Origin of the sequence: Streptomyces sp. NBC_00654 (assembly GCF_026341775.1) — a bacterium.
Taxonomy (GTDB): domain Bacteria; phylum Actinomycetota; class Actinomycetes; order Streptomycetales; family Streptomycetaceae; genus Streptomyces.
Map to the genome: position 1 here is coordinate 113,732 of NZ_JAPEOB010000001.1, position 25,693 is coordinate 139,424.

General features: G+C 70.4%; 22 protein-coding genes. 15 read left to right on the forward strand and 7 right to left on the reverse strand.

Annotated elements, in window-relative coordinates; genetic code table 11:
* Positions 1-884: 884 nt before the first annotated feature.
* Complete coding sequence (locus OHA98_RS00530; protein WP_266922103.1) at positions 885-1,568, reverse strand: bifunctional DNA primase/polymerase; 684 nt, start codon at positions 1,566-1,568, stop codon at positions 885-887.
* A 569-nt stretch (positions 1,569-2,137) separates the two neighbouring features.
* Here OHA98_RS00530 and OHA98_RS00535 point away from each other — a divergent pair.
* Both OHA98_RS00535 and OHA98_RS00540 read left to right on the forward strand, forming a co-directional pair.
* Positions 2,138-3,625 carry a PP2C family protein-serine/threonine phosphatase gene (locus tag OHA98_RS00535; RefSeq protein ID WP_266922104.1) on the forward strand — a complete coding sequence of 496 codons (1,488 nt, stop codon included), beginning with the start codon at positions 2,138-2,140 and terminating at the stop codon, positions 3,623-3,625.
* Between the two features lie 209 nt (positions 3,626-3,834).
* Positions 3,835-5,307: an aminopeptidase P family protein gene (locus tag OHA98_RS00540; protein WP_266922105.1), complete on the forward strand. Its 1,473-nt coding sequence runs from the start codon at positions 3,835-3,837 to the stop codon at positions 5,305-5,307.
* A 38-nt stretch (positions 5,308-5,345) separates the two neighbouring features.
* Here OHA98_RS00540 and OHA98_RS00545 read toward each other — a convergent pair whose 3' ends face one another.
* A complete protein-coding gene (locus OHA98_RS00545) occupies positions 5,346-5,816 on the reverse strand; it encodes an ATP-binding protein (RefSeq protein ID WP_266922106.1) in 471 nt (156 codons plus the stop codon).
* Positions 5,817-6,076: 260 nt separating this feature from the next.
* On the opposite strand from OHA98_RS00545, the gene OHA98_RS00550 reads away from it, so the two are divergent.
* From OHA98_RS00550 to OHA98_RS00590, 9 genes are all read left to right on the forward strand, one after another.
* A complete protein-coding gene (locus tag OHA98_RS00550) occupies positions 6,077-6,919 on the forward strand; it encodes a hypothetical protein (RefSeq protein ID WP_266922107.1) in 843 nt (280 codons plus the stop codon).
* A 112-nt stretch (positions 6,920-7,031) separates the two neighbouring features.
* Positions 7,032-7,769, forward strand: a complete 738-nt coding sequence (locus OHA98_RS00555; protein ID WP_266922108.1) for a YcnI family protein — start codon at positions 7,032-7,034, stop codon at positions 7,767-7,769.
* Positions 7,770-7,814: 45 nt separating this feature from the next.
* Positions 7,815-8,471: an SCO family protein gene (locus OHA98_RS00560; protein ID WP_266922109.1), complete on the forward strand. Its 657-nt coding sequence runs from the start codon at positions 7,815-7,817 to the stop codon at positions 8,469-8,471.
* Positions 8,468-8,914, forward strand: a complete 447-nt coding sequence (locus OHA98_RS00565) for a copper chaperone PCu(A)C (protein ID WP_266922110.1) — start codon at positions 8,468-8,470, stop codon at positions 8,912-8,914. Before OHA98_RS00560 ends, OHA98_RS00565 begins: the two co-directional genes overlap by 4 nt.
* A gap of 13 nt (positions 8,915-8,927) precedes the next feature.
* Positions 8,928-10,907 carry a copper resistance CopC/CopD family protein gene (locus tag OHA98_RS00570; protein ID WP_266922111.1) on the forward strand — a complete coding sequence of 660 codons (1,980 nt, stop codon included), beginning with the start codon at positions 8,928-8,930 and terminating at the stop codon, positions 10,905-10,907.
* Positions 10,908-11,095: 188 nt separating this feature from the next.
* Entirely contained in the window at positions 11,096-12,361 is a 1,266-nt protein-coding gene (efeB, locus tag OHA98_RS00575) for an iron uptake transporter deferrochelatase/peroxidase subunit (protein ID WP_266927621.1), read from the forward strand.
* 159 nt (positions 12,362-12,520) lie between these two features.
* A complete protein-coding gene (gene pheA, locus OHA98_RS00580; protein WP_266922112.1) occupies positions 12,521-13,456 on the forward strand; it encodes a prephenate dehydratase in 936 nt (311 codons plus the stop codon).
* A gap of 614 nt (positions 13,457-14,070) precedes the next feature.
* A complete protein-coding gene (gene serS / locus OHA98_RS00585; RefSeq protein WP_266922113.1) occupies positions 14,071-15,348 on the forward strand; it encodes a serine--tRNA ligase in 1,278 nt (425 codons plus the stop codon).
* Complete coding sequence (locus OHA98_RS00590) at positions 15,345-16,157, forward strand: HAD family hydrolase (protein WP_266922114.1); 813 nt, start codon at positions 15,345-15,347, stop codon at positions 16,155-16,157. The genes serS and OHA98_RS00590 overlap by 4 nt, the downstream gene beginning before the upstream one ends.
* 122 nt (positions 16,158-16,279) lie before the next feature.
* Here the strand turns inward: OHA98_RS00590 and OHA98_RS00595 are convergent, their stop codons facing one another.
* The 5 genes from OHA98_RS00595 to OHA98_RS00615 all read right to left on the reverse strand — a co-directional run bounded on the left by OHA98_RS00595 (position 16,280) and on the right by OHA98_RS00615 (position 21,138).
* Complete coding sequence (locus tag OHA98_RS00595) at positions 16,280-16,972, reverse strand: hypothetical protein (RefSeq protein ID WP_266922115.1); 693 nt, start codon at positions 16,970-16,972, stop codon at positions 16,280-16,282.
* 578 nt (positions 16,973-17,550) lie between these two features.
* The gene (locus OHA98_RS00600) at positions 17,551-18,270 is read right to left on the reverse strand and encodes an ABC transporter permease (protein ID WP_266922116.1); all 720 of its coding nucleotides are present in this window, start codon (positions 18,268-18,270) and stop codon (positions 17,551-17,553) included.
* A 30-nt stretch (positions 18,271-18,300) separates the two neighbouring features.
* Positions 18,301-19,212, reverse strand: a complete 912-nt coding sequence (locus OHA98_RS00605) for an ABC transporter ATP-binding protein (protein WP_266922117.1) — start codon at positions 19,210-19,212, stop codon at positions 18,301-18,303.
* The gene (locus OHA98_RS00610; protein WP_266922118.1) at positions 19,209-20,120 is read right to left on the reverse strand and encodes an ABC transporter permease; all 912 of its coding nucleotides are present in this window, start codon (positions 20,118-20,120) and stop codon (positions 19,209-19,211) included. The genes OHA98_RS00605 and OHA98_RS00610 overlap by 4 nt, the downstream gene beginning before the upstream one ends.
* The gene (locus OHA98_RS00615; protein WP_266927623.1) at positions 20,107-21,138 is read right to left on the reverse strand and encodes an ABC transporter ATP-binding protein; all 1,032 of its coding nucleotides are present in this window, start codon (positions 21,136-21,138) and stop codon (positions 20,107-20,109) included. The genes OHA98_RS00610 and OHA98_RS00615 overlap by 14 nt, the downstream gene beginning before the upstream one ends.
* A gap of 269 nt (positions 21,139-21,407) precedes the next feature.
* Between OHA98_RS00615 and OHA98_RS00620 the strand changes: the two genes are divergently transcribed.
* The 4 genes from OHA98_RS00620 to OHA98_RS00635 all read left to right on the forward strand — a co-directional run bounded on the left by OHA98_RS00620 (position 21,408) and on the right by OHA98_RS00635 (position 25,683).
* Complete coding sequence (locus tag OHA98_RS00620; protein ID WP_266922119.1) at positions 21,408-22,259, forward strand: M24 family metallopeptidase; 852 nt, start codon at positions 21,408-21,410, stop codon at positions 22,257-22,259.
* A complete protein-coding gene (locus OHA98_RS00625) occupies positions 22,256-24,028 on the forward strand; it encodes an SDR family oxidoreductase (RefSeq protein WP_266922120.1) in 1,773 nt (590 codons plus the stop codon). The genes OHA98_RS00620 and OHA98_RS00625 overlap by 4 nt, the downstream gene beginning before the upstream one ends.
* Positions 24,025-24,993 (forward strand): MerR family transcriptional regulator, encoded by a 969-nt coding sequence (locus OHA98_RS00630; RefSeq protein ID WP_266922121.1) that lies wholly within the window; start codon positions 24,025-24,027, stop codon positions 24,991-24,993. Before OHA98_RS00625 ends, OHA98_RS00630 begins: the two co-directional genes overlap by 4 nt.
* A 147-nt stretch (positions 24,994-25,140) precedes the next feature.
* Positions 25,141-25,683, forward strand: coding sequence for an RNA 2'-phosphotransferase (locus OHA98_RS00635; RefSeq protein ID WP_266922122.1), 543 nt, complete (start codon positions 25,141-25,143; stop codon positions 25,681-25,683).
* Positions 25,684-25,693 lie beyond the last annotated feature (10 nt).

The window sequence follows — 25,693 nt, forward strand, 5'->3', positions numbered from 1 at the left end:
CGAGGCACTTCCTCTTCTCCATCGGTCCGATGCGCGGAACGGCTGATTCGGCCCGGAACGCGACAGCGGCGGAGCCCCGCTCCCCGGAAAGCTCACCCCGCGCACCCCGCCCCGCACTCCTGTCCCGTACCCGGCACCGCCGGCCAGGGCGCGGGCGGGACCTCGGGGTGGTTCCCGGCGCACGGACGGCCGAACGCGGCGCCCCACCGGCGGTGTTGCGGCGGCGGGGCCGGCGTCCGGGTCCTGCGCACCGGCCTGACGCGCGTCCGCGCCCCGGGGCCGTACCGGCGGCGTCCGCGATCCCGGACCGTTGGAATTCAGACAATGGTCCGAGTCCGGAAATCCTTTTCGACGGCTGTGAAGAAGGGCTGCCGGAAAGGGCACGGGAAGGGTTCGCCGGGAAGCTCTTCCGGAAGGATCGTCAGAATGCCCGCCCTCAGCGGATTTTGCCTCTCCGGCAACGGTCTCCGTATCCGCCGATACCGGATCCGCGCCGTCCGCCGACCGGACGCGAACACTCCGCGGAAGCCGTCCGGCGGAGATCGCCACAACCATCGCGGTCGATCACGCGGAGATTCCCGGCGGTCCCCCACCTGTCGATTGCACGGGAATTTCTGACGGTGAGCCGAGATATCGGCGGAATACATGACACCGGTACGCCGAGCACCCGTTTACCGCAGAACTCGGGCGGCCCACACCCGTACGAGCGAGCCGCCCGGATCTCCGCCGGCACACGGACCGTCAGCGCGGCCGACGACAGCACCCGCCAGGCGCCCGCGGCCCGCGGGCGCCCTCCCACCTGGTGCCCTCGCACCCGGCGCCCGCGCCTCGGCCAGCCGGGCACCCGCGTCCCGCCCGGTGCCCGCGCCGACGTCCCGCCCCGGTCAGTACGCGAGCCGGCTGCCACCGTCGGGTGCGCTGTTGCTCGCCTCGACCAGGGCGTCCAGGACCGCCTCCACGTCCGGCAGCCAGGGTGCCGCGGAGCCGGGGCCCGGCGGGCGCTCCCAGCGCACCTGGCCCGTACCCGCCTCGGACGGCGGCAGGACGAGATAGCCGCCCTCGCCGTGGAACCGCAGCGAACTGGGCACCCAGTCCTTGGCGTGCAGCATCTCCCCGAGCCGTTCCAGGGTGTACGGGGCCACCAGCAGCGACCACCGGGTCGGCGTCGCCACCACGGGGCCCAGGCGCATCCCCATCCGGTCGAGTGCGGTCAGCGCTCTCGCTCCGGCCACGGCGGGCAGGCTGACCGCACAGGGCGCACGGCCGCCGGTGGCCAGCAGGAGCGGGGCCGCGGGGCGGTTGCCCCACCACCAGCGCACCATGCGTTCGTCGGTGGTGGCCGCCAGGAGACCGGGATCGAAGGGGTGCGCGCCGGGTACGGCGCACTCGGGGTCGGGGCAGGCGCAGCCGCGGCCGCGGTCACCACGCGGGCCGGCCGGCGCCAGACCGGCCCCGGGGAGCACGGGCCACTGCCAGGCGGTGGCGCAGGTCAGCGCCGCGTCGAGCTGAGCGGGGCCCCCCTTGCGCCGGAGCCGGAGCCTGCGTCGCCTTCCGAGGATCTCGCGCATGAGCGCTCGTTCCTTTCCGTTGAACGCCGAGGTCCACATCACACCACGTGCGGGTCACACCACGTGTGCGTCTCTTCGCTGTGCGTACACACTCATCAGTTCTGCGGTACGGGCAAGCCCTCGATACCGAGCGTGAGCCGAGCCGAGCGGAGTGGAGCCGATCTGAGTGGAGCCGGGCAGAGTCGAACTGAGCAGAGTCGAACCGACCCGGCGGAGCCGAACGGACGGCGCCGGATCGGGGGGTCAGCCGGTGGCCGGCCACATCATGGCGAGGGTGGCACACGCCCCGCGCTTGCCGTCCCTGGTGCAAACCCCGCCACTCGGGGGCGGAGGTGTAACCGTCACGGATAAGGACGTCCAGGCCCGCTGCCAGGTTCCGGGGCTGATCACAACTGCCCCTGCTCATCACCGATTAGGTACCCAGCACGCCCGGAATGACGCTCCCTCCGGCACTTCACCCCGAGGGCACCCCCTGTCGAGCACGACCAGTCGACCGCAATTTGCTGCCATAGGGTGCATTTTTTGGCCAAGTTAAGAAGGCCCCGGACACCACGAATCCTCCGGGGGCAATGCTGGACATCAGCTTACTTGTGCGTGTACATGTGGATGCATTGATAGCGGCGCAGAATGACATGGGGGTTTGCGATGCTATTCGACGAATCGCACCGGCCGGAAAGCTGGCTGCCATGAGCTCCCTCCACCCGCCGAAAGTGGCTGGAATCGACCCCACAGTTCCGGTTTCAACGCACACTGCCGCACCTCTGGCAGAAGTACCGGCCGCTCCCGGAGCCTTCATCCAGGACCGGCTGGCGAGCTGGGTCTCGGACCTCACCACGCTCCACGAACTCACCGAGCGCCTGGCCGGAACGAACACGCTCGACGACGCCCTCCACGAGCTGCTGTGCGCCGGAGCCGCTCTGGTCGGCGCCCGCCGCGGACTCCTCGTGCTGGAACCCCCGGACGGCTCCGTACCCTCCACCACCGTCGGCCTCGGACTCGCCCACGCCGAACTCGGGCACATCGAGACCGTGCCGCGCGGCGCCACCTCCTACGGCCGGATCCTCGACGGGCTCCCGGACGCCCAGGGCCCGCTGACCCACCCCGACCTGCTCGGCGACAAGAGCCTCGACCCCCGCCTGCGCGAGGTCGCCGCCCGGCTCGGCTACGCCGCCAGCTACGCACTGCCGCTCGCCACCGAGGCTGCCGGACGCCTCGGCGCGGCCGTCTGGCTGTACGACGAGCCCGCCGAACCCCTGGAGCGCCAGCGCCACCTCGTCGGCCTGTACGCCCGGTACGCCACCGAGCACCTGGCCCGGCTGCTCGAACTGGAACGGGCCAGAGCGGCGGTGGCGACCGTCGCCGAGGAACTGCTGCCCAGCCGGCTGCCCCGGATCCCCGGTGTCCGGCTGGCCGCCCGCCGCCGGACCGCCGTCAGGGGCGGCGGCGACTGGTACGACGCGCTGCCGCTGCCGGACAGCGCTCTCGGCCTCGCCGTCGGGTCGGCCGGTGGATCGGGACCGGGCGCCATGGCCGCCATGGGCCGGCTCCGGGCCAGTCTGCGGGCGTACGCCGTGATGGAGGGCGAGGACCCCGTCGCCGTACTCTCCGATCTCGAACTGCTGCTCCGGCTGACCGAGCCGGCCAGGACCGCGACCGCGCTCTTCGCCTACTGCGAGCCCGCCGCCCGCAGGATCGTGCTGGCCGGAGCCGGACACGCGCCGCCGCTGGTCATCGGCGACCGCCGCACCGAGTTCGTGGAGACCACGCTGTCCGCGCCCCTGGGCATGCTCGCCTGCTGGGAGGCGCCGAGCGTGGAATTCACGCCCGGCCCCGGCGAGACCGTGCTGTTCTACACGGACGGGCTGCTGCGCCGCACCGGCGACGCGATGGACCGGGCCTTCGCACGGCTGCACTCCGCGGCGGCCGGAGTGCCCATGGCCGACCGCGACGATCCCGGCGCCGTCGCCGACCACGTCCTGCGGACCATGCTGCCCGACAGCCTCGACCTGAACGACAGCACCGAGGACGTGGTGGTGCTGGCCGCGCGCTTCGACTGACGCACGCCCACCGCCGCGTACGCACGGACGGTCCGCCCCTGTCCGCGCCCAAGCCTGCGCCCCATGCCCGCGTCCGTGTTCTCCGCGCCCGCGTACTTCCCTGTGCCGCGCCCGTCGCCGGGCATGTAACAGGTCATTCGCCCCTGGGCCCCCTTACGCACACCCGTACGATGGAGATGGTCCAGTGTCGTATCAAGGAGAGACAAATCGTGTCCGATGAGCTCACCCCGGAGAACCCGGAGCCGGAGACCGAAGAAGCAGAGCCGATCAAGCAGCGGAAGAACGGCCTGTACCCGGGCGTCTCCGACGAGCTCGCCGACAGCATGAAGTCGGGCTGGGCCGACACCGAGCTGCACGGCCTGGAGCCGATCGCCCAGGCCGGGCACACCGCCGCCCGCCGCGCCGCGCTCTCCGCGCGCTTCCCCGGCGAGCGCCTGGTCATTCCCGCGGGCAACCTCAGGACCCGCTCCAACGACACCGAGTACGCCTTCCGCGCCTCCACCGAGTACGCGTACCTCACCGGCGACCGGACGCACGACGGCGTGCTCGTCCTGGAGCCGAAGGACGGGACCGGGCACGACGCGACGGTCTACCTCCTGCCGCGCTCCAACCGTGAGAACGGCGAGTTCTGGCTCGACGGCCAGGGCGAGCTGTGGGTGGGCCGCCGCCACTCCCTCGCCGAGGCCGAACAGCTGCTGGGCATCCCGGCCAAGGACGTCCGTGAGGTGGCCGCCGCGCTGACCGAGGCCACCGGCCCTGTCCGCAACGTCCGCGGGCACGACGCGGGCATCGAGGCCGCCCTGACCGACAAGGTCACCGCGGAACGCGACGAGGAACTGCGCGTCTACCTCTCCGAGGCCCGCCTCGTGAAGGACGACTTCGAGATCTCCGAGCTCCAGAAGGCCTGCGACGCCACGGCACGCGGCTTCGAGGACGTCGTCCGGATCCTCGACAGGGCCGAGGCGACCAGCGAGCGCTACATCGAGGGCACCTTCTTCCTGCGTGCCCGCATCGAGGGCAACGACATCGGCTACGGCTCGATCTGCGCGGCGGGCCCGCACGCCACCACGCTGCACTGGGTCCGCAACGACGGCGCCGTCCGCGCCGGTGAGCTGCTGCTCCTGGACGCCGGTGTGGAGACCCATGACCTCTACACCGCCGATGTGACGCGGACGCTGCCGATCAACGGCACGTTCACGCCGCTCCAGCGCAAGATCTACGACGCCGTGTACGAGGCCCAGGAGGCGGGAATCGCGGCCGTCAGGCCCGGCGCCGGCTTCCGCGACTTCCACGACGCCGCACAGCGCGTACTCACCGAGAAGCTCGTCGAGTGGGGCCTGCTGGGCGACCTGTCCGTGGACAAGGTCCTGGAGCTGGGTCTCCAGCGCCGGTGGACCCTGCACGGCACCGGCCACATGCTCGGCATGGACGTCCACGACTGCGCCGCCGCGCGCACCGAGTCGTACGTCAACGGCACCCTGGAGCCGGGCGTCTGCCTGACGGTGGAGCCCGGACTCTACTTCCAGGCCGACGACCTGACGGTGCCCGAGGAGTACCGCGGCATCGGCGTCCGGATCGAGGACGACATCCTCGTCACCGAGGACGGCAACCGGAACCTCTCCGACAAGCTGCCGCGCCGGGCCGACGAGATCGAGGCATGGATGGCCCGGCTGAAGAGCTGACCCCCGCCCCACCCGTCCGGCGACGGAGGGCGCGCCGCTCAGGACACCATGAGCAGCGCGCCCTCCCGCCATTTGAGGACCTTGTCGAAGCTCACCACCGCGCCCCGCCCCGGCCGGTTGCCGAAGTGGACGTGGTCGGCGAGCTGCTCGATGAGACCCAGGCCCCGGCCGCTCTCGGCGGTGGGCAGGGGTTGTGCGGCAGGGCGAAGCACGCGCCGGGCGGGAAAGCCCGGCCCCGAGTCGGCGACTTCGATACGGCACTTCTCGCCGTCCAGATACGCCGTGACGCGGTACTGCCCGGAGTCCGTACGGGGCTGCCCGTACCCGGAATCCTCCCGGCCGCCGCCATGCTCGACGGCGTTCGCACAGGCTTCGCTGAGCGCGACCGACAGGTCGTAGGAGATGTCCGGATCCACCCCGGCCGTTTCCATGGTTCCGAGCAGAAAACGACGGGCGAGCGGAACGCTCGCAGCTTCGCGCCGCAAATGGAGTGACCACCAGATGCTCATGCTCCAGCCTCCTGGCTGCGGCTCGACATACCGATACGTATTGCCGCACAGGGCGCCCTGTAAGCACAGAACGACTGTGAGAGCCCTCATTCGGCGGATGCGAATATTCCGCTCAGGGGTGTATGTCCGGCCCGCCGCCGCCGTTCCGGTCCCCTCGGCAGCCTCCGCGAACAGGTGCAACAGCCGCCCTTGCGGACGGAAGTAGATCTTCCGGACCTGCCGTACGCGGGCATGGGGCGCAGTGCGATGATGTCCCGGCCATGTCCACGCCTGTCGCACGTGCCGGAGCCGGTCTGCGGCTCATGAGGGCCGCGGTGTTCGCCGCGGTCTGCGTCGTGCTGTCCGCGGCGGGGCATACGTTCGCGGCCGGTGCCGCGGTGCCGGTCTGGACCGTGCTCGCGGGCTTCCTCGGAATCCTCGCGGCCGCCGCGCTGCTCGCCGGGCGCGAACGGTCGCTGCCCTCGATCGCGGGTGCGCTGGCCGGCGGCCAGATCGCCCTGCACACCCTCTTCGGAATCGGCGGCCACACGACGGCCGGCACCATGAACACGGGCACGAGCGGTGAGGGCAGCCTCGTCCGGTTCGCCGCCGGACTCGTGTGCGGCATGGGGCCGTCCCAGCTGAACGCCGCCGAGGCCCATCGCATCGTCACCACCGCGGGCATCGACCCGGCGACCGTCGCCCCGGGTCACGACCACCTCGCATCGGCCGGAGCGGACGCCACCGCACCCGGCCCCGTCCCCGGCGGCGGACTGTACGCGCCGGTGATGGACCTGCTGCCCAGCCTGCCCATGTTCCTCGGCCACCTGCTGGCCGCGCTCGCCACCGGCTGGCTGCTGCGGCGGGGCGAGGCCGCCCTCTTCCGGCTCGCCCGGCTCTCGGCGCACGGCGCCCAGCAGCTCGCCGCCGGCGCCCGGCTGCGCTCCCTGCGCGCCGCCCTGGCTCTCGTACGCGCCCTGAGCGCGGGTCTGCCCGGACAGCGCACGACCGGGCCGCTCACTCCCCGTACGGCCGACGACGCCCCGGCGCCCGCCCCGGGGGAACACCTGCAGCACCTGGTGACCAGGCGCGGGCCTCCCGCCGCGTACGCACTCGCAGCCTGACGCGACACCTTCTCCGTCTCACCGCCTTCCGCGCGGCCGGGGTGTCGTGATGCCGTCGCGCACCCGCGCGCCGGAACACCTTTCCTCGTTCTCCTGTGGAGTGATCCCTGCCATGAACGTTTCACGCATCGCCATCGCGGGCGGCGTCGCCGCGTCCACCGTCCTGCTGCTCGCCGGTCCGGCCGCCGCGCACGTCGGCGTACAGCCGCAGGGCGAGGCCGCCAAGGGCGGTTACGCCACCATCAACTTCAAGGTGCCCAACGAGCGCGACAACGCCTCCACGGTCAAGGTCGAAGTGAGCTTCCCGGCCGACCACCCGCTCTCCTCGGTCACCCCGCAGGCCGTGCCCGGCTGGAAGATCAAGGTCGACAAGACCAAGCTGGACAAGCCGCTCGACGTCCACGGCAAGAAGATCAACGAGGCCGTCTCCAAGGTGACCTGGACCGCGGACGGCGGCAAGATCGAGCCCGGCTACTTCCAGCAGTTCCCGCTCTCGGTCGGCCAGCTCCCCGAGGACACCGACCAGCTCGTCTTCAAGGCCCTCCAGACGTACGACAACAAGGAAGTCGTCCGCTGGATCGAGGAGCCCAAGGAGGGCGCGGCCGAGCCCGAGAGCCCGGCCCCCGTCCTCAAGCTGACCGCGGCGGCGTCCGATGCCCACGGCGGTGCCGCGGCCGGCAAGGGAGCCGACGAGCACAAGAAGGACGACAAGGCCGCGTCCTCCGAGGAGACCGCGGCGGCCGAGTCCGCCAGCGACAACACCGCCCGCACCCTGGGCATCATCGGCATCGTCATCGGTATCGCGGGAGTCGCCTTCGGCGTCCTCGCAGGCCGTCGCCGTACCGCCTGACCCGCCGGTTCCACCACCCGCACCACACTCAGGAAACAACTCTCCATGCGCAACAAGAAGATGGTGCCGGCCGTGGCGTTCGCCGCCGCGGCCGCACTGACCCTGTCCGCCTGCGGCAGCAGCGACGACTCGGCGAAGAAGCCCGTCGCCGATGTCAGCGCCGAGGCCAAGACCCAGGCCGCGACCGTGCTCGACCAGCCGTTCACCAAGCCGAACCTCGTACTCACCGACACCGGGGGCAAGAAGTACGACCTCCGCGAGGAGACCAAGGGCAAGCCGACACTCATCTACTTCGGCTACACCAAGTGCCCCGACGTCTGCCCGCTGACCATGAGCAACATCTCGCTCGCCAAGCGGGCACTGCCCAAGGCCGACCAGGACAAGCTCCAGGTCGTCTTCATCACCACCGACCCCGAGCGGGACACCCCGTCCTCCCTCGGCAAGTGGCTCGCGGCGCAGGACCCGTCCTTCACCGGGCTCACCGGCGACTTCCCGGCCATCCAGGCGGGAGCACGGCAGATCGGCATCGGCATCGACGCGCCGAAGAAGGAGAAGGACGGCACCGTCGTCTCGATGCACGGCGCCCAGGTCATCGCCTTCTCCCCGAAGACCGACCAGGGTTACCTGCTCTACGGCGAGGACACCACGTCCGAGGACTACGCCAAGGACCTCCCCAAGATCCTCAAGGGGGAGACCCCGTGAACCGCCGCACGACCCTCGCCGCCGTTCTGGCCCTCACCACCGGGCTGACGCTGGCGGGGTGCTCCACGGACAGCGAACCCGAGCTGAAGGTCGTCGGAGGGTTCATGCCGCAGCCCGTCAGCGACATGGCCGCCGCCTTCCTCGTCGTGCAGAACAGCGGCGACACGGCCGACCGGCTCACCTCGGTGACCAGCCCGCTCTCGGACGACGTCACGATCCACGAGACGAAGAACCAGAAGATGCGCGAGGTCACGTCCTTCGAAGTGCCCGCCGGCGGCGAGCTCGATCTCGAACGCGGTGGCAACCACATCATGTTCATGAAGCTCAAGCAGAAACCCGAGCAGGGCGACAAGGTCTCCGTGGAGCTGCACTTCGAGAAGGCCGACCCCATCAAGGTCGACCTTCCCGTGAAGGAGACCACCCACAACCCGAAGAAGCAGTGAGGGACTGACACCCATGACCGCCACCGCCCCGCGCTCCGGGCCATCCCCGATACGACGGCCGCTCGCCGCGGCCGCGCTCCTCACCACACTGATCAGCCTGCTGTTCGGTCTGGTGCTGGCCGGCGCGAGCCCCGCTTCCGCGCACGCGGCCCTCACCGGGAGCAACCCGCAGGACGGGGCGGTGGTGGACACGGCCCCCGGGGAGATCACGCTCACCTTCTCCGAATCGATCGCCATGGGCGACGACTCGATCCGCGTCCTCGACCCCACCGGCAAACGTGTCGACGACGGTGCTCCGCGCGACATGAACAGCCCCGGCACCGTGCGGTACGGCGTCAAACTCCACTCCGGTCTGCCCGACGGCACCTACACCGTGGCCTGGCAGGCCGTGTCCGCCGACAGCCACCCCGTCTCCGGCGCCTTCACCTTCTCCATCGGCGCCCCGTCCGAGACCACGGTCGCGCTGCCCTCCACCAGCGCGGGCGGCGGTCTCGTCGGCACCCTCTACAGCATCGCGCGCTACGCGGCGTACGCCGGATTCATCCTGCTCGTCGGCGGAGCCACGTTCGTCCTCGCCTGCTGGCAGCGCGGCGCCGCCGCCCGCCCGCTGCAACGCCTCGTCGTCCGGGGCTGGCTCACCCTCACCGCCGCCACCCTGCTCATGCTGCTGCTCCGCAGCCCATACACCGGCAGCGGAAAGCTCGCCGACGCCTTCGACCTCAACGGCCTGCAGGCCGTCCTCGACACCAAACCCGGCGCCGCACTCGTCGCCCGGCTGCTCCTGCTCGGCGCAGGCGCCCTGTTCATCGCCGTCCTGTTCGGGGCGTACGCGAAGCGCGAGGACGAGAAGGAGAAGAAGGACCTCACCTTCGGACTCGCCATCGGGGGCGCGGTCATCGCCGCGGGCATCGCCGGTACATGGGCGCTCTCCGAGCACGCGTCGACCGGTATCCAGGCGGGCCTCGCCATGCCGATGGACGTCCTGCACCTGCTGGCCGTCGCCGCCTGGCTCGGCGGGCTCGCCGCGCTGCTCGTCGCCCTGTACCGGACACCAGGCATCGGCAGCGCGGCGGTCCGGCGCTTCTCCCGGATCGCGTTCGGCAGCGTGCTCGTCCTCACCGCGACCGGCATCTACCAGTCCTGGCGCCAGGTCGGCTCCTGGTCGGCGCTGACCGGCACCCGGTACGGACAGCTGCTGATCATCAAGGTGGGACTGCTCGCCGTGCTCATCGGCCTGGCCTGGATCTCCCGTCGGTGGACGGGCCGGCTGACGGACGGGGCACAGCCCGGGACGGAGACCTCGGAGGAGGGACGGACCGACGGGGCGGCAAAGAGCCCCGAAGAAGTCGAGGGTCCCGACGACGGGGCGGACCGCGGGGAGGCGAAGAGCGGTCAGGAGCCCGCGCCGGAGGTCGCACCCGAGCGCGCCGCGCAGCTCGCCCGGCAGCGGGCCGTCCTGACCGCCACGAAGAAGAAGCGGATCCGCGACGCCGACCCCGAGCGTTCCGGGCTGCGCCGCTCGGTGCTGGCCGAGGCGGCCGTCGCTGTGGTGCTGCTCGCCGTGGCGACGGTCCTGACGTCCACCGAACCGGCACGCACCGAGGAGGAGGCCGCCCGCGGCACCACGGCGGCGACCGGTCAGGGCGCCTCCGGCCCCGTCAACCTGAGCATGCCCTTCGACACCGGCGGCCAGAACGGCAAGGGGACCGTCCGGATCGACCTCGACCCCGGTGGCACCGGCTCCAACGAACTGCACATCTGGGTCGACGGCAGCGACGGGAAGCCGATGGACGTTCCCGAGGTGAAGCTCGCCCTCACCCTGGAGTCCAAGGACATCGGCCCGCTGCCGGTCGTCCCCGACCGGCTCGCCGAGGGGCACTGGACGGCGAGCGGTGTCCGGATCCCGATCGCGGGCGACTGGAAGATCGCTGTGACGGTGCGTACGTCGGACATCGACCAGGCCACCATCGACAAGAACGCAAAGATCGGCTGAGCACGGTGAGCAAGAGCACGAAGAGTGTGAAGGGCGCGGGGAACGCGAGGGGTACGAAGGACACCTCGGGCTCCGCACGAACGACTGCGGGCGCGGGAACGGGTGCCGGAGCGGGAACAGCGGCCGGCGCGAGTGCCGGCTCGCAGGGCCGTACCGGCACGGATGCCGTCGGCGTCTCGCGGCGGCGGCTGCTCGGCAGTGCGGGGGCCGCCGGGGCCGCCGGCCTGGTGCTCGGCGCCGCGGGGGGCGCGGCCGGGTACGCCGCGTCCCGCCCCGACGAGCCGGCCGCGCTGACCGCCATCGGGGCCACCGAGGCGATGTTTCACGGGAAACATCAACCGGGGATCACCACTCCGCTTCAGGCCCGGGGTCATCTGATCGCCTTCGACCTGGCACCGGGCGCGGGCCGCAAGGAGGCCGCCGCGCTGATGCGCCGCTGGTCGGCCGTGGCGCGGGAGCTCATGGCGGGGCGCCCGTCCACGGCCGGCGGCACGGACGGGCCCGGCCATGACACCGGCATCGCCCTCGACGCCGGGCCCTCCTCACTGACCGTCACCTTCGGCTTCGGCCGCACCTTCTTCGACCGCACCGGTCTGACCGGCCGCCGGCCCGCCGGGCTCGACCCGCTGCCCCCGTTCTCCGCGGACCAGCTCGACGCCAGGCGCTCCAACGGCGATCTGTGGGTGCAGATCGGCGCCGACGACGCGCTGGTCGCCTTCCACGCCCTGCGCGCCATCCAGAAGGAGGCCGTGGGGGCGGCCGGGGTGCGCTGGCAGATGAACGGCTTCAACCGCACTCCCGGTGCCACCGGGCGTCCGATGACCGCGCGCAATCTGATGGGCCAGATCGACGGCACCGGCAATCCGAAGCGGACCGACGACGACTTCGACACCCGGATCTTCGTACCGTCCGCTGCGGATGCTGCGGATGCTGCGGGGGCCTCGGGGCCTCCGGATGCCTCGCAGGACTGGCTGGCCGGTGGCTCCTACGCCGTCGTGCGGCGCATCAGGATGCTGCTGGACGACTGGGAGAAGCTTCCGGTGGACCGGCAGGAGCGGGTCATAGGGCGGCGCAAGTCGGACGGGGCCCCGCTCAGCGGCGGCACCGAGACCACCCCGATGGACCTCGGCAAGGCCGGTCCCGACGGCAGGCTCGTGATCCCGGACAACGCCCACGCCCGGATCTCCTCGCCCGAGAAGAACGGTGGCGCCGCCATGCTGCGGCGCCCCTTCTCGTACCACGACGGCATCTCGGCGGACGGCACCCCGGACGCCGGGCTGCTGTTCATCTGCTGGCAGGCGGATCCGTTCCGGGGCTTCGTCCCGGTGCAGCGCAAGCTCGACCGGGGCGACGCGCTCTCGCCGTTCCTCCGGCACGAGGCGAGCGGCCTCTTCGCCGTGCCGGGCGGCGCCGCGAAGGGTGAGTACGTGGGTCAGCGGCTGCTGGAATCCTGAGACTCCGGCCATCGGGGCCGAGGCTCCGGGCGCTGGAATCCTGAGGCTCGCTGCCGGGGGGCGAGGCTCCGGCCATCGGGGTCCCGCGGCTCCGGATGCCGGCCGGACCGCATTCCGAGACGGCCCGGCACCAGGCGTACGGCGCATTAGGGTGACCGTATGTCAGCCACGCGCTACGCCTATCTCGGCCCCGAAGGCACCTTCACCGAGGTCGCCCTCCGCACGCTCCCGGAAGCCGCCACCCGGGAGCTCGTCCCGATGGTCTCCGTACCGGCCGCCCTGGACGCCGTACGCAGCGGGGCGGCGGCGGCAGCGCTCGTACCGATCGAGAATTCCGTCGAGGGCGGCATCACCGCGACGCTCGACGAGCTGACCTCCGGCGAACCGCTGATGATCTACCGCGAAGTGCTGCTCTCCATCACCTTCGCGCTGCTGGTGCGCCCCGGGACCAAGCTGTCCGACATCAAGACGGTCACCGCGCACCCGGCCGCCCAGCCGCAGGTGCGCAACTGGATGGCGGCCCATCTCCCGCAGGCGGCATGGGAATCGGCCGCCTCCAACGCGGACGGGGCGCGGCTGGTCCAGGAGGGGCGCTACGACGCCGCCTTCGCGGGTGAGTTCGCCGCGGCGACCTACGGCCTGGAACCTCTGGTGACGGAGATCCACGACGCGGAGAACGCCCAGACGCGCTTCGTCCTCGTGGGCCGGCCGGCCCGGCCCTCGGCCCCGACCGGTGCGGACAAGACGTCCGTGGTGATCTGGCTGGGCGACGACCACCCCGGTGCGCTGCTCGAACTCCTCCAGGAGTTCGCCGTCCGCGGGGTCAACCTGATGCTCATCCAGTCGCGTCCGACCGGAGAGGGCATCGGGAACTACTGCTTCGCCGTGGACGCCGAGGGGCACATCGCGGACCGGCGGGTCGGCGAGGCGCTGATGGGGCTGAAGCGGATCTGTCCGAACGTGCGGTTCCTCGGTTCGTACCCGCGGGCCGGAGTGACGCCCGACGAGGTGGGGCCGCTGCGGGCGGGGACCTCGGACCGGGAGTTCACGGACGCCTCGGACTGGCTGGCGCGCAGCCAGGACGGCCGGGTCTGACCCCCGTCGGCCGTACGGGATCGCCGGGGCGAGGGCCGCACGGGTTTTCCGCTCCGGTCCGACCTGCAGATTTTCATGTACCCACAGAGTTATCCACAGGGTGGCGGCTCGACCTGGGGATAAGTCGACACCGCAATGCGACATCGTCGACAAATCGCCCAGCGATCCCAGATGTACCCGGGGAAGCCCAGGGGCTCCAATGTCAGCCCAATTCCCTTGATCAACTCTTTGGGGCGAGGAATTCCCACCCGAATGAGCGTGTGGGGCGGGTTTGGGAGGAGATTCCATGAGCCTTCACCCAGCCCCCGGAACGACTCCTTCCAGCATCCACAGAACTTCTTCACAGCCTGTGGATAACTAATTCTCCACAGACCCCCTGTGGACAACACCGGGACGACCACTCCCCAACTCCCCTTACGGGGAAGGCCAGTACGTCAAGACAAGCCACCCCTTCTGCCCTGTTTAGGGGAATACACTCCCCTAATTGACGCCCCCGCTCACCCCTGTACCCGACGATTCCTCCCCAGGAATATCAATTCCGGCAATACGGGCAAAGTGACACGCACGGCAATATCGGTTCGAGCGCCAGAAGCGCGCACCGGTAGCCTGGAGGGGTGATTGACCTTCGCCTGCTCCGTGAGGACCCCGACCGTGTTCGCGCCTCCCAGCGCGCCCGTGGAGAGGACGTCGCGCTCGTCGACGCCCTGCTCTCCGCCGACGAGCTGCGCAGGTCGTCCGGCGTCCGCTTCGACGAACTCCGCTCCGAGCAGAAGTCGCTCGGCAAGCTGATCCCCAAGGCCTCCCCCGAGGAGCGCGCCGAGCTGCTGAAGAAGGCCGATCAGCTCAAGGCCGACGTCAAGGCGGCCGACGCCGCCCAGGACGCGGCCGACGCCGAGGCCAAGCGGCTGCTGCTCCAGCTCGGCAACATCGTCCACGAGGACGTGCCGGTCGGCGGCGAGGAGGACTTCGTCGTCCTGGAGACGCACGGCACCATCCGCGACTTCGGAGCCGAGGGCTTCGAGCCGAAGGACCACCTGGAGCTCGGTGAGAAGCTCGGCGCCATCGACATGGAGCGCGGTGCCAAGGTCTCCGGTTCGCGTTTCTACTACCTGACGGGGGTCGGCGCGCTGCTGGAGCTCGCCCTCGTCAACGCGGCGATCGCCCAGGCCACCGAGGCGGGCTTCGTCCCGATGCTGACCCCGGCGCTGGTCCGTCCGCGCGCCATGGAGGGCACCGGATTCCTCGGCCAGGCCGCGGAGAACGTGTACCACCTGGAGAAGGACGACTACTACCTGGTCGGGACCTCCGAGGTACCCCTCGCCGCGTACCACATGGACGAGATCATCGACGCCGACAAGCTGCCCCTGCGGTACGCGGGCTTCTCCCCGTGCTTCCGCCGCGAGGCCGGTACGTACGGCAAGGACACCCGGGGCATCTTCCGCGTCCACCAGTTCGACAAGGTCGAGATGTTCTCGTACGTCGACCCGGCGGACGCCGAGGCGGAGCACCGCCGGCTCCTGGACTGGGAGAAGCAGTGGCTCACCGGTCTCGGGCTGCCCTTCCAGGTGATCGACGTCGCCACCGGTGACCTCGGGTCCTCGGCCTCGCGCAAGTTCGACTGCGAGGCCTGGATCCCGACCCAGGGCAAGTACCGCGAGCTGACCTCCGCGTCGAACTGCGACGGCTTCCAGGCGCGCCGTCTCTCCGTCCGGATGCGGGACGGCAAGAAGGTCCAGCCCCTCTCCACGCTCAACGGCACGCTCTGCGCCGTACCGCGCACGATCGTGGCGATCCTGGAGAACCACCAGCTGGCCGACGGTTCGGTCCGGGTGCCCGAGGTGCTCCGTCCGTACCTGGGCGGGCGTGAGGTTCTGGAGCCGGTCTCCAAGTGACCTTCCCCTACAAGCTCGTCGCGACCGACCTGGACGGCACGCTGCTGCGTGACGACGACACGGTCTCGGAGCGCACACGTGAGGCGCTGGCCGAGGTCACCGCGACCGGGGCCGCGCACATCATCGTCACCGGACGCGGCGTCCCGTGGACCCGGCACATCCTGGACGACCTGGGATACGACGGTCTCGCGGTCTGCGGGCAGGGCGCGCAGGTCTACCACGCGGGCGAGCGCAGGCTGCTGACCTCCCTGACCCTGGACCGGCAGCTCGCGGGGCTCGCACTGTCCAGGATCGAGTCGGAGATCGGCCCGCTGGCGCTGGCCGCGAGCCGGGACGGGCTCGACGGCGAGGTGCTGTTCGGCCCCGGCTACCGGATCCAGGAGGGCCCGCTCCCGGCCGTCTTCGTGGACGATGCGACCGAGATGTGGGCCGCCCCGCTGAACAAGATCTACATCCAGCACCCGGAGCTCGACGACGACGCCCTGGCACGGTCCGCCCGGGAAGCCGTCGGCAGCCTGGTGGACGTGGTCATGGCCGGTCCCGGTGTCGTGGAGATCCTGCCACTGGGACTGAGCAAGGCCACCGGCCTCTCGCTGGCCGCGCGACGGCTGGGCGTGAAGGCCGCGGACACGCTGGCCTTCGGCGACATGCCGAACGACATCCCGATGTTCGGCTGGGCCCAGCACGGCGTGGCGATGGCCAACGCGCACGACGACCTGAAGGCCGTGGCCCACGAGGTCACGGCCTCGAACCAGCACGACGGCATCGCTGTGGTGCTGGAGGAGTTGCTGAGGACGTCCCGCCCGTAACGGAGCCTGTTTCGCGGTGCTGCCCGTATCGGTGCCCGTCCCGCAGCCACGCCGTTCCGACTGCCCGCGACCGCGAAGGTCGCGGGCAGTCGTCGTCCCGACCGGCCTCGCGGGCCGAGGGGTCAGCGGCGCCTGTTACGGCGCAGATCCTTCAACCGGTGGACGAGAGCGTCCATGCGGGCGTCGATACGCGTGATGTCCTGCGAGACGTCCGACAGCCGGACACTGATGGCTCCGACCACCTGATGCGTCGCTTCCACTTTCCGGTCGAGGCTGTCGAACCGCTCCGACATCCGGCACAGCACCGGGCCGAGCTCCTGGAGCGCGCTGCCGACTCCGGCGAGGCAGCTCTCGATGCGCGTGACGCGCCGGTCGAGCGAGTCGTACCTCGACCGCAGGTCCTCCTCCGCGTCGAGAAGGTACGTACGGACGCAGCGGGCGATGTCGCTGTCGCGAAGAAGCATGGCGACGTTGAGCACGGTACGGCGGGTGTAGAGCCGCAGTTTGGCGGCGGCCTGTGGATAACTCTCCACCCCCTCGACCTTCCATAGCGACAGCATGTCGCTATGGAAGGTACGCAGCTCAGAGCCGCACAGAAGTCGCATCCCATTCTCGGCGAGCTCTTGCTGATGCCGGTCTGTCAGCCTCCTGACCGAGGCTGTGGATACTTCGAAGTAACGAGCGACGTCCTCTGTGCGAACGTGAATTCCGTCCGGGAGCATGACAAGGCTCTTGACCTTGTCGAGGATGTCGACGCGCCCCATCCGCTCGACGCGCAGCGCGCGCGATTCGAGCAGGGCGAGTTCCGTGGGCATGGGCATGCCTTTCGTATGCGGGAACGACGACGGACTGCCCAGTCCCCGGGCTCCAGGGGTGGAGAACGCTCACGGTTGCCACTCACTCGATGACCGGCCCGACGGGCGGTGTCCCACCCGTGCCGGCACTCCCCGATGTCACGAAAGCTACGACGCCTCAGAATCCAGTTGCCTCCACGCACCCTGCACAACGAACCGATAACCGCACAGTTACGCGTACAACGGTCCGCTCATAGGACAACCCCCGTCCATCGGACGGGGGTTGTCGTGCGGACACCGCGAGATCCCGGGCAGGGGCTTCGCAAGGTCCCTCAGGGGCCCGCGAGGGCCCGTATCGGCCAGAGGCCCCTGCGCCGGGCACCTCCTGGGGCGTGTGTCGAAAGTAGCGCCGTCCGCCCGAAGGGCGGGGCTCACGGCGTCCGGTGCGTGCGATCGCACGGCGGAGGAGTGTCCTCGTACTGGACGTACAAGGACACTCCAACAACGCGGACAACGCCAACAACGCGGCGAGCGTGCGTGCCGGGCGTCGCGAGCCAGGCGGGACTTTCGACACACGCCCTAGACCTGGAGGAAGCCGCTCACTCCTCGCCGGCCAGCTTCAGCGCACGCAGCTTCTGGCCCGCGTACCAGGTGGCCGCCACCGTCACGGCGACCAGCAGCACCGTCGCGAGCGGCAGACCCACGTCGGAGGTGATCGCGCCTTCCCGGCCGACCTTCTCGGCGACCGCGAGGGACCACTGCTGCACGCTCAGCGTCCGCGCTCCCGGCACCAGGCTGCCGAACAGGGTCTCCCACACCAGGGCGTACACCAGGCCGAGCACCACCGCGTGGCGGCTGATCGTGCCCAGCAGCAGGAACAGCGCGCTGTAAGCGATCGAGGCGACCAGCGCCGCGATCGTGTAGGCCACGGCGATCTGCTGCCCGTTGCCGTTCAGGATCAGCCCGGCGACGAGGGTCGGCAGGGCGGAGAACACCATCGTGACGGCGATGGCCACGATCAGCTTCGTGAAAATGATCGTCGGCCGTTTCACCGGCTTGGCCAGCAGATAGACGATCGAACCGTCGTCGATTTCGGGGCCGATGGCGCCCGTGCCCGCGATCACACCGATCAGCGGCACCATCGTGGCGATGGCGAAGCCGCCGAGCACGTTCGCGGCGACCTGGTCATCGGCCCCCGCGAAGGCGCGGACGGCCACGGCGAGGGCCACCAGCAGCGCGGGCAGGACGAACAGGATGGCGGCCCGGCGCCGGCCGAGCAGGGCCCGGTAGGTGAGCCGGGCGACTGTGGGGTCGTACATGACGCTTCACAGCTCCTTTCAGGCCACTACTCAGGCCGCTACGAGATAGGAAAAGACCGATTCGAGGGACTCGTCGGACGGCGAAACGGTCAGCAGCCGGATGCCCTGTTCACGTGCCACCCTGGGCAGCAGTTCGGTGAAGCGCCCGAAGTCGACGGCCTGGATCCGCAGGGCCTGTTCGCTCAGGTCGACCTCGATCCCCGCCGTGGAGGGGTCGGCGATGAGCGCGGCCGCGAGGGCCCGGTCGTCACTGGACCGTACGAGATACCGGTGCGGCCGGTCCGTCATCAGGCGGCGGATCTTCCGGAAGTCACCGGACGCGGCATGCCGCCCCGCCACGATCACTTCGATGTGCGTGGCGAGCTGCTCGACCTCTTCGAGGATGTGGGAGGAGAACAGGACCGTACGGCCCTGCGCTCCCATCTGCCGCAGCAGCTCCATCAGCTGCATCCGCTGACGCGGGTCCATCCCGTTGAACGGCTCGTCCAGCAGCAGCACGGACGGCTCGTGGACCAGGGCGGACGCCATCTTCACGCGCTGGCGCATGCCCTTGCTGTACGTCGAGATCTTGCGGTCCTGCGCGTACTCCATCTGGACCGTGGCCAGCGCCCGCTGCGCCTCCGCCGCGCCCAGTCCCTGGAGTTCGGCGTTGGCGACGACGAACTCCTGGCCGGTCAGGAAGTCGTACATGCCCTCCCGCTCCGGGACGATGCCGATCTCCTTGTAGACCGACTCGTTGCGCCAGATCGTGCGGCCGTCGAGCGTGACCGTGCCCGTCGACGGGGCGAGGAACCCGGCCATCATGTTGATCAGCGTGGACTTCCCGGCGCCGTTGGGGCCGAGCAGCCCGGTCACGCCGGGCCCCACGGTCATGCTCACGTCGTTGACGGCGACCACATTGCCGAACCAGCGCGAGGTGTGGTCGATCTCGATGGTGGTCACAGCCCGACCCTCCGGTAACGGCGCATCAGGACGGCGTACGAGCCGGCGACGAGCGCGAGAACAACGATCAGGTAGACCACCCCGGCGCCCGCCCCCGGGCCTTCCCCTCCGGGGAAGGCCGAGGTGGCGCCGAGGAACGCGGTCTGGACGCCGTCGATCAGGGTGATCGGCGAGAAGAGCCCCAGCCACTGCACGGCTCCGGTGGAGCCCGTTTCCCAGGCGATGGCCTGGACCGTGGAGACCGCGCCGTAGGAGATGGTCAGTACGGCGATCACCGCGGCGACGCCGAACCCGCGGCGCGGGGTGAGCGCGGCCATCACCAGTCCCAGACCGGCGAACAGCACGGACAGCAGCGCCACCGACACCAGCCCCTGGCCGAACCACTTGGTCTGATCGGCGAAATCGAACTTCGCGAGCAGGGAGCCCACATACAGGACGAGCAACGGCACCCCGGTGATCACGAACAGCGCCGACGCCATGGCCGCGAACTTGGCGACCACGTAGTCGACCCGTTCGATCGGCCGCGAGAAGTACAGGGGCACGCTCTTGAAACGGAGGTCCCTGGAAACGGCCTGCGGCGCCTGTGCGGCGATGAAGAGGCCGATGACGGCCTGAAGGTAGATCGCGTACGACGTGTACTTGACCACCAGCTTCGTCGCGTCCGGGACGGCCATGGAGACCGCCACCAGGATCGCCGCGACCAGGGTCATCACACCGAACAGCAGCATCGGCAGCACCTTGGACTTGGCGGAACGGCCCAGTCCGAAGGAGCCCCGCAGGGTCTGCGAGTAGAGCGAGCGGCGGGCGTAGGCACGGCCCAGGCGCGGCCCGTCGTACGAGCGGTACCCGATGTTGTGGATCCGGGAGGTGTCGCTCCCGCTCACGGCCCCGGTCTCAGTGCTGCTCATCGCGACCGTTCCCCTTCTGCTGTACGGCCCCGGCGGTCACGGACGCGGCCCCTGCCACGTCCCGGTCCGCGGGAGCCTGTTCGGTACGGAAGACCTCGGCGATGTGGTGACGCCGCTGTTCCATCCGTACGAGGCCGAGTCCGAGCCCGGCGACGCTGTCGCGGACGATGTCGTACGTCTCCTCACCGGTCGCCTCGACCAGCAGGATGTGGCCCGCGCCGGGCAGCCCTTCCGCGTCGAGTCCGTCGTGGCCGATGAGCGTGACCCCGGCCGCGGTGAGCGCCCCGCGCAGGGCGCCCGTGCCGTCGGGGTGGGTGTCGCTGTCGGTCACCTCGACCGCGAGGGTGGTGGTGGTCTGGGTGAAGTCGCTGGTGGAGCTGGACCTCAGCAGAGAGCCGCCGTCGATGACGACGACATGGTCGCAGGTGCGTTCCAGCTCGCCCAGGAGGTGCGAGGTGACCAGCACGGAGATGCCGAAGTCGGTGTGGATGCGCCGGATGAGGCCGAGCATCTCGTCGCGGCCGACCGGGTCCAGGCCGTTGGTCGGCTCGTCGAGAAGGACCAGCTGCGGGTCGTGGACCAGCGCCTGGGCCAGCTTCACGCGCTGCTTCATACCGGTCGAGTACCCGCCGATGGGGCGGTAGCGCTCCTCGTAGAGGCCGACATGGCGCAGCGTGTCGGCGGTGCGCTCACGCGCCGCTGTCGGCGGCAGACCGGACATCCGGGCCATGTGCACGACGAACTCGGTCGCCGAGACGTCCGGCGGCAGGCAGTCGTGCTCGGGCATGTAGCCCACCCGTTCCCGGATGGCGGCGCCGCTGGTCGCCACGTCCAGCCCGAGCACCGCGGCCCGGCCCTCGGTGGCGGGGGAGAGACCCAGCAGGATCTTGATCAGTGTGGACTTGCCGGCTCCGTTGGAACCCACCAGGCCGGTCACACCGGTTCCGATGTCCAAGGAGAGCCGGTCAAGAGCGGTCACCCGGGGGAACCGCTTGCTCAGGCTTTCGGTCGCGATCACAGTCACGTCTACGAAGGTAGTGGCGCGGGCCACAGCGGTCGTCAGCCCTGGCGGCTGGTTCCGCCTCAGACTCCAGGTGTACGGACCCGTAGGGGACCCCACAGGGGAGGAGCCCGGGAGTTGTCCGGGGAGTTGTCCTGGGAGGAGCCCGGGGAGTTGTCCACAGGTCGTCGCACGCCTCTTGACGTAGCCGCCGGACATTGTCACATTCATCAGTGTCACGTTACGGGCACGTACCGCACACGGCAGGGAACGGACGGTGGCACGGCATGACCTCGGCGGTGAAGGACGGAACGGCCCCGGAACTGCGGGGGTTCAGAGAGGTGCAGCGCCTCGCCTACGACTGCGCGGAGGCGGTCGCCGCCCAGCTCCGGCCGGGGGTGACGGAGCGCGATGCGGCCCGGATGCAGCGGGAATGGCTGCGCCGGAGGGGGGTGCGGGACTGGTTCCACCTCCCCTTCGCCTGGTTCGGGGACCGCACGGCGTTCACCGGCTTCAAGGTGCCGCTCCAGTTCTTCCCGACCAACCGGAAGCTGGAGCCGGGAATGCCGTTCATTCTCGACATGGCCCCGGTGTACAAGGGGTTCACGGCGGACATCGGGTATTCCGGCTGTCTCGGTCCCAGCCCGCTTCACGACAAGCTGATGGCCGACCTGGAAGCCCATCGTGAGCTGATCCTGCGCGAGGTGCGCGAACGCCGCTCGCTGCGCGACATCTACGAGGACGTCGAACGCCTCATGGTCAGGCAGGGTTACGCGAACCGGCACCGCGCCTACCCCTTCGGTGTCATCGCCCACAAGGTGGACCGGGTGGCCGAACACCGTTGGTCCCCACAGGTGTTCGGGTTCGGCACCCAGTCGCTCAAGGGCCTGGTGAGCGACGCGCTGCACGGGCACCGGGACGGCTGGTCGCCGCTGTGGAGTCCGTACCGCTTCTCCGACCATCCCCCGCGGCCCGGACTGTGGGCGGTCGAACCTCACCTCGGATTCCGGGGTACGGGCGCCAAGTTCGAGGAGATCCTGGTCGTCACCGACTCCCGGGACCCCGAGCAGAGCGCCTTCTGGCTGGACGACGATCTGCCGCATGTGCGGCGCTGGGCCGAGGAGAAGGTGGCGGCGTGAATCTGTCAGGAGCGCGCGAACGCCGGGTGCGTACGGGCGGAATCGAGCTGTGCGTCGCCGAGCTGGGCGATGAGCGGCGGCCGACGGTGGTCCTGGTGCACGGCTACCCGGACAGCAAGGAGGTCTGGTCGGACGTCGCGGTGCGGCTGGCCGAGCACTGGCATGTGGTGCTCTACGACGTGCGGGGACACGGCAGGTCCACGGCGCCGAAGCCGCTGCGCGGCGGCTTCACGCTGGAGAAGCTCACCGACGACTTCCTGGCGGTCGCCGACGCCGTCAGCCCGGACCGGCCGGTGCATGTGGTGGGGCACGACTGGGGGTCGGTCCAGTCGTGGGAGTTCGCCACGGTCAAGCGTACCGAGGGCCGGATCGCCTCGTTCACCTCGATGTCCGGTCCCTCCCTGGACCACTTCGGACACTGGATCAAGCGGCGCATGACCCGCCCCACCCCCCGGCGCGTGGGCCAGCTCCTCGGCCAGGGCGCCAAGTCCTGGTACGTGTACATGCTGCATACGCCGGTGCTCCCGGAGCTCGCCTGGCGCGGGCCGCTCGGCAAGCGGTGGCCCCGGATCCTGGAGCGGATGGAGAAGGTGCCCGCGGGCGACTATCCGACGTCCTCCCTGCCCGACGACGCGGCGCACGGCGCCTGGCTCTACCGCGACAACATCCGCTACCGGCTGCGCAGGCCGCGTGCCGACGCCTACGCCCATGTGCCGGTCCAGCTCATCACACCGACCGGGGACGCCTTCCTCTCGGAGACGCTCTACGACGAACTGGAACACTGGGTCCCGCAGTTGGTACGCCGCTCGCTGCCGGCCAAGCACTGGGTGCCGCGGACCAGGCCGGACCAGCTCGCGTCCTGGATCAGTGAGTTCGTCACGGCCAACGAGGACGCCCGGCACGAGGGCCGGCCGGTGCGGGACACCGCGGCCAGGGGCGCCTACGCCGAGCGGTTCGGTGGTCAGCTGGTGCTGGTCACCGGCGCGGCGGGCGGCATCGGGCGGGCCACCGCCTTCGCCTTCGCCGAGGCCGGGGCCCGGGTGGTGGCGGTGGACCGGGACGGCGAGGGGGCGGCCAGGACGGCGGAGATGGCCCTGCTGATCGGTGCCCCGGCCGCCTGGGCCGAGACCGTCGACGTGAGCGACGAGCAGGCGATGGAGGAGCTCGCGGAGAAGGTCGCCGCGGAGTGCGGAATCGTCGACGTCCTGGTCAACAACGCGGGGATCGGGCTGTCCGGCCCGTTCCTGGAGACCACCAGCGAGGACTGGAAGAACGTCCTCGACGTCAATCTGTGGGGCGTCATCCACGGCTGCCGGATCTTCGGCAGGCAGATGGCCGAGCGCGGCCAGGGCGGCCACATCGTCAACACCGCCTCGGCGGCGGCCTATCAGCCCTCCCGTGCGCTGCCCGCGTACAGCACGTCCAAGGCGGCCGTGCTGATGCTGAGCGAGTGCCTGCGGGCGGAGCTGGCGGAGCGGTCGATCGGGGTCAGCGCGATCTGCCCCGGCATCGTCAACACCAACATCACCTCGACCACGCACTTCGCGGGTGCCGACGAGACGGAGGAGAGGCGTCTCCAGCAGCGGACCAGCCGGCTGTACGGGCTCCGCAACTACCCGCCGGAGAAGGTCGCCGACGCCATCCTCAAGGCCGTGGTGCGCAACCAGGCCGTGGTGCCGGTGACACCGGAGGCCCGGGGTGCCCGGCTGCTGTCCAGGATCAGCCCCGGCGTGCTGCGCGGGGTCGCCCGGCTGAAGCCGCCGCTGTGAGCGGGCCGGCCGCGTCCTCGCCGGCGGAGGTCCGGGCCGGGGCGGAGTACCGGATCGAGGATCTGGCGCATGCGAGCGGCGCCACGGTGCGCACGATCCGCGCCTACCAGGACCGGGGGCTGCTGCCCACTCCGGAGCGGCGCGGGCGGGCCAATGTGTACCGGGAGACCCACCTCGCCCGGTTGCGGCAGATCGCCGACCTGCTGGACCGCGGCTACACCCTGGCCAGCATCAAGGAGCTGCTGGAGGCCTGGGACGCGGGGCGCGGCCTCGGCGGGGTGCTCGGGCTGGTCGCCGAGGTGCACGGCCCATGGACCGACGAGGAGGCCGACCGGATCACCCGGGCCGAGCTGGAGGCGAGGTTCGGCGGAGCACAGGACGACGAGGCGGTCGCCGAAGCGGTGGAGCTGGGCATCCTCGAACGCGTTCCGGGCCGGGAGGACGAATTCCTCGTACCGAGCCCGCAAGAGCTGGCTGTGGCCGTGGAGTTGCATGCCGCAGGGGTTCCCCTGCCCGCAATCTCCGGACATCTGCGGGAGCTTCGCGGGCAGGTCGAGCACATAGCGTCCCGCTTCCTGGAGTTCACCACCGAGCACGTCTTCGCCCGCTACCTCGGCCACCGCCCTCCGGAGGACGCCGACGCGGCGGAAGCCGCCTCGATGGTGCGAAGGCTCCGCCCGCTGGCCCAGCAGACCGTCGATGCCGAACTGGCCCGTGCCATGCGGACCTTCGCCACCCGGCATCTGCACCACCACCTCGGCGCCGAGGGTGACGTCACCGACCCGCAGGAGCCGCGTCCGGTCCTCGTGCCCGCTCGGACAACGCAGGCGGTCCAGGCACTCGTTGGTCCACAGAACGTAGCCGCGTTTGTCACTGCCGCGACCGAACGAGAGGTACAAGCACGGACATTGGACGCACTTACCCCATCAAGCCCAAAACATAAGGAGATTGACCAAATGGATTAAATCCAAGGTGACTTGTCCACAGAATCGCCAAATTACCTGTGGATAACCCTAGTTGGCTGTGGATCAAACCTGGGGAAAGAAATTACTGCCTGAACGCTGGGAGAAATCCTGATGCGCCGGAAAGCGGGTTGCGGGCACCCTGGCACGATGGACGGACAACGCACCGTGAAGGTGTCGAAGTACCTCTCGAAACATCTCCGGCACCAGCCCGAACGGATCGGCATCACCCTCGACGCCCACGGCTGGGTGACCGTCGATGAACTGCTGCGCGCGACCGCCCGGCACGGCCTCGCCCTCACCCGCGCCGAACTCGACCATGTCGTCGCCGCCAACGACAAGCAGCGCTTCACCCTGGACGGAGACCGCATCCGCGCCAATCAGGGCCACACCGTCGCCGTCGACCTGGACCTCCCGCCGGCCGAGCCGCCCGCGTACCTCTACCACGGCACGGTCGCCCGGGTCCTGGACGTGATCCGCGCCGAGGGGCTGCGCCCCATGGACCGCCACCACGTCCATCTTTCCGCCGACCGTGAGACGGCCACCCGCGTGGGCGCCCGCCGGGGCCGGCCCCTCGTCCTCTCCGTGGACGCGGGAGCCATGCACCGCGCGGGCCACACCTTCCGTGTCAGCGCCAACGGCGTCTGGCTCGCGGACGCCGTACCCCCGGAGTTCCTGCGCCTGCCCGGCTGACGCGTCCACA